This is a genomic window from Desulforegula conservatrix Mb1Pa, from assembly GCF_000426225.1.
In the GTDB taxonomy this organism is placed as follows: Bacteria; Desulfobacterota; Desulfobacteria; order Desulfobacterales; family Desulforegulaceae; genus Desulforegula; species Desulforegula conservatrix.
In genome coordinates this window covers 1-4,481 of the sequence record NZ_AUEY01000133.1, presented here as the reverse complement: position 1 = coordinate 4,481, position 4,481 = coordinate 1, and the positions used below count along the sequence as shown (strand labels likewise).

5 protein-coding genes and 1 pseudogene are annotated in these 4,481 nt (G+C 38.9%); 5 read left to right on the top strand and 1 reads right to left on the bottom strand.

Going from position 1 to position 4,481, the window contains the following annotated elements; all coding sequences use genetic code 11:
* The 5 genes from K245_RS27525 to recQ all read left to right on the top strand — a co-directional run.
* The coding region (locus K245_RS27525) for a transposase (protein ID WP_198013952.1) at positions 1-208 on the top strand (208 nt) is incomplete at its 5' end.
* Positions 202-732: a HipA domain-containing protein gene (locus tag K245_RS0120800; RefSeq protein ID WP_027360711.1), complete on the top strand. Its 531-nt coding sequence runs from the start codon at positions 202-204 to the stop codon at positions 730-732. The genes K245_RS27525 and K245_RS0120800, both read left to right, overlap by 7 nt.
* Positions 733-1,058: 326 nt before the next feature.
* A complete protein-coding gene (locus tag K245_RS0120795; RefSeq protein ID WP_027360710.1) occupies positions 1,059-1,337 on the top strand; it encodes a type II toxin-antitoxin system TacA family antitoxin in 279 nt (92 codons plus the stop codon).
* On the top strand, positions 1,337-1,837 hold the full coding sequence (locus tag K245_RS0120790) for a GNAT family N-acetyltransferase (RefSeq protein ID WP_027360709.1): 501 nt from the start codon (positions 1,337-1,339) through the stop codon (positions 1,835-1,837). The genes K245_RS0120795 and K245_RS0120790 overlap by 1 nt, the downstream gene beginning before the upstream one ends.
* A gap of 95 nt (positions 1,838-1,932) precedes the next feature.
* The gene (recQ, locus tag K245_RS0120785; protein ID WP_027360708.1) at positions 1,933-4,179 is read left to right on the top strand and encodes a DNA helicase RecQ; all 2,247 of its coding nucleotides are present in this window, start codon (positions 1,933-1,935) and stop codon (positions 4,177-4,179) included.
* A gap of 102 nt (positions 4,180-4,281) precedes the next feature.
* Here recQ and K245_RS28150 read toward each other — a convergent pair.
* Positions 4,282-4,481 (bottom strand): annotated as a pseudogene (locus K245_RS28150) (alkene reductase); the annotation flags it as partial.

Genomic DNA, 4,481 nt, shown 5'->3' with positions numbered 1-4,481 from the left:
TATAATACTTGGTAACTTAAAAAATGCGCTCAAAGGTACTTATCATGCAATTAATCGCAAGCATGTTCCACGCTACCTGGCAGAATTTCAGTACAGATTCAATCGCCGATATGATCTGCCGTCCATGATTCACAGACTTATTTATGTTGCTCTTAGGACTCCGCCCATGCCATCAACCATGCTTTCTATGGCTGAAGCAGAGTGGTAATCAAATTAAAATATGAAAGTGATGGAGAACCAGGAATTCAGGATATAATGAATGTTCTTCTTGGATCATCAGATGCTCTTGCAGACAGAAGGCTTTTTATGAAAACCCAGATTCTTTTCTGGCTTCTTGGAGCGATAGACGGACATGCAAAGAATTTTAGCATTTTTCTTATGTCTGGGGGAATCTTCAAATTGACTCCGTTTTATGATGTCATGTCTGCCTATCCGCTTATTGCCAAAAAGCAGATTGACTCTCAGAAAATGAGGATGGCTATGTCGGTAAAAGGGAAAAGCAGGCATTACAACTGGGAAAGAATTCTTTACCGTCATTGGATGTCAACCTCAAAGCTATGCGGATTCCCGGAAAATGAAATGAAATCTGTAATTGATGAACTTACAGATGAGATGACTGGTGTTTTGGATAAAGTCCGTGCTGAATTGCCTGGGTCATTTCCAGCTGATGTTGCAGAGTCAGTTTTCACCGGCATGGAAAAAACAAAAGATCGTCTCGTCAGGTCATGTTAGAGGTCAATCAAAGATTACCAGTAATTTATGGGGCGTCATTATCATAAAAGCATGATTATAGAGTGTGTATTGGTTTTGTTGGTTTTTCGGTTTTCATAAACAAAGTTTAACTATTACAGCTTATTACAAATGCGACGCCTTGGTTTTTCGTTGGTTTTGTGTTGGATATAATTAGGTGGATAGGATTCTATAAAAATCTAAAAAATGGACTTCTTTATCTTCGCAACAAAACCTTATATAAAAACTCCAGGTATTTATTGTTGCCAATTTGCCGCCATAAGATTATATTTATGGTGTCACTTTGGCACTTTTTTATGGAGGTAATTATGCCAGCGATAAAAACAACAGAACGCCTTACTGCAAGAGTTCCTGAAAATGTCTATTCAACCATTGCCCAGGCTGCTGAACTTATGGGAGCTACGATCAACCAGTTTTTGGTGCAGGCTGCTCTTGAGAAGGCAAGCTCCATAATAGAAAAAGAGCATACAATTAATCTTACCATGAAATCAGCAGATGTTTTTTTTGAAGCGGTTTCTAATCCACCTGAACCGAATTCTAATCTTCTCAAGGCTATCAATATATATAAAGAGCGGATAGAAAACTGATGGCCTGTATTTCAGTTATTTCAACGGAACATGACAGGGCCAAATTCGACTGCGGTTCTCCGGAGCTTAATGCGTATCTGAATAATATTGCCCGTCAGCATATGGTCAAGGGTATTTCAAGGACATTTGTACTCACGGAATCTGAAGGCTCTTCAAAAATAATTGGATTTTATACCCTGTGTGCATGTGAAATAGTCTCAGAAAAAATGCCTAAAGCTTTTGCAAAGAAATACCCCAGAAAAATACCAGCAGCAAAGCTTGCTCGCCTTGCAGTGGATAAAGCTTATCAAGGCAATGGCTTTGGCTCTGTGCTGCTTATAGATTCATTTAAAAGAATTATTTCAGTCTCAGATAATCTCGGAATAGTCGGCTTCTTTGTGGATGCCAAGGATGATATGGCGGTTTCATTTTATAAGAAATTTGGTTTCATTCAGCTTCCGGATTCTCCTTATGAGCTGTTCCTTCCTGTATCAACCATACAGAAAGCCTTTTTAGTTTAAACTTTTATGATCTTCCTCTGGAGTTTATAAATTGTAATGAGATTATGCTTTTAAAATGTGCTCAGTAAAAATATTCAGCAGGAGTTGAAATAATAGTGCTTGATCAGGCCATAACCATCTTGAGAAACGTGTTTGGATACCAGTCTTTCAGACCATTTCAGCAAGAGATTATAAGCAGTGTTCTTGAAAAAAAAGATGCCCTCGTTATTATGGCTACTGGCGGAGGTAAATCTCTATGCTATCAGATTCCAGCCCAGATTTTTGAAGGCCTGACGATAGTTGTCTCTCCTTTGATTTCACTTATGAAGGATCAGGTTGAGCAGTTGAGGGAACTTGGAGTCAGCGCCCTGTTTCTTAATAGCTCGCTGTCCCAAGAAGAATATTTTTCAAATGTGGCCAGGATAAAAAGAAATGAGGTCAAGCTCCTTTATCTTGCGCCTGAAACACTTCTTCTCCAGAAAACCATAGACATACTTTCCTCAGTACGAGTGGATGCAATGGCAATCGATGAAGCTCATTGCATATCCGAGTGGGGCCATGACTTCAGACCAGAATATCGAAAAATTGCAGAGATCAGAAAACTGTTTCCAGATTCTGTATGCATAGCCCTCACAGCCACCGCAACGCCTAAGGTAATCCTTGATATAAGAAAAAATCTTGGAATTGACTCCCCAAAAACCTTTATTGCAAGTTTCAACAGGAAAAACCTTTTATTACAAGTTGAAGACAAGGATAAACCACTTAAACAGACGATTGAATTTATAAAGAAATTTCCAGGCAAGTCTGGAATTATCTACTGTCTGTCCAGAAAACAGGTGGATTCTCTGACTGAGGATCTTGTCAGAAATGGATTTTCAGCAAAGCCATATCATGCAGGACTGTCTGATTTTGGTCGTCACAGGAATCAGGACAGTTTTATAAAGGATGACATCCAGATTATTGTTGCTACTGTTGCCTTTGGCATGGGAATCAACAAGCCTAATATCAGATTTATTCTTCACTATGATCTTCCCCAGAATATAGAAAGCTATTATCAACAGATCGGAAGAGCTGGCAGAGATGGTCTTAATGCCCAGTGTCTTCTTCTTTTCAGTTATGGTGATATTCACAAGCTGAAGTTTTTCATTAATCAGAAACAGGGAGACGAGCAAAAGGCGGCAACTCTTAATCTTAAAGCCATGGTATCGTATGCAGGATCTTTTGAATGCCGTCGTATCCCGCTTTTAAAATATTTTGGTGAAAAAACAGATATCAAAAACTGCGGAATGTGTGACAACTGCCTTTCACGAGATTCAGCATCTGTTGACCTGACAATCCCTGCCCAGAAATTTTTATCATGTGTAAAAAGAACCGGAGAAAGATTTGGAGCAGAGCATATAATCGACGTTCTGAGGGGATCGGAATCAAAAAAGGTGATTGAGTCAGGGCATAATACTCTTTCGACTTACAACATAGGCAAAGAGTATTCAAAAAAGCAGTGGCTCAATATTTCCAGGCAGCTTCTTCAAAAAGATCTGATGGAACAGGATCTTGAGTTCGGTACTTTAAGGCTGACAGAAAAGGCATGGGATGTATTCAAGGGAAAGGAATATGTTTTTGGCAGAAAGCCGGACGCTTCAGAAGATGAACTGATAAAGGCAAAAGATGAAATAGAAAACGCCATAAAGATCATACAGAGCAAAATTCAAGGAGAAGACCAGGATTATGACCAGAAACTGTTTGAATTGCTGAGAATCAAGCGTAAAGAGCTGGCTGATAAGAATGGGATTCCTCCGTACGCAATTTTTCCGGATAAGACTCTGATTGAAATGTCTGTTTTCTATCCTGAATCATCAGATGATATGCTGAAACTGCATGGTGTCGGCCTCAAAAAATTTGAAAAATACGGCGCAGATTTCATCGATGAAATTTCAAGTTACTGCAAATCAAATAATGTTAAGAAAAAGACTGACTCCAGACCCGGTAACAGATCGTGTGTAAGGAAAGAAACAAAAAAATCACCTAAAAAAACAAAAGGCTTTCTTTTTGCCACAGAATATAATGCAGGAAAAATACTAAAAGAGCTCATGATTGATCATGATACAACCATTTCTTTAATCGTGAATAATCTGACAAAATATGCGAGAGAAGGTCATTTTCTTCGGTATAGTGATGAATTTCTTGAGTTTACAAAACTTACATCAGATCAGATAAATTTAGTTTTGAGAACCATTGAAGAAGTAGGGCACGAAGCCCTTAAGCCCATTTATGATGCCCTGAACCAGGAAATAGATTATGACGATTTGCATTTGATCCGGTTGTATTATTTCGTGAAAGGAAACAAGGCTTTTACACGGGCATAAAAGCAAACTAATTCTCTGTTATGCTGTTTCCTGCAATTGAATGGTTCTGTTAATCATTTTACCACCGGCCTGAGCCGGTGGTTTATTCTAAACGTGTCTTTTTTAATTTGGTTTTTCCTGATCAAGCATAGGATAATCTGTATATCCTTTGGGGCCAGGAGTATAAAAAGTATTCTGATCCCACTCGTTCAGTTTGGCGTCACAGGCGAATCGCTCGACAAGATCCGGATTGGAAATAAAGAGCTTTCCGTATGCGACCAAATCTGCCAGGCCTTCTTCAATAACCCTGTTTCCCTTATCTC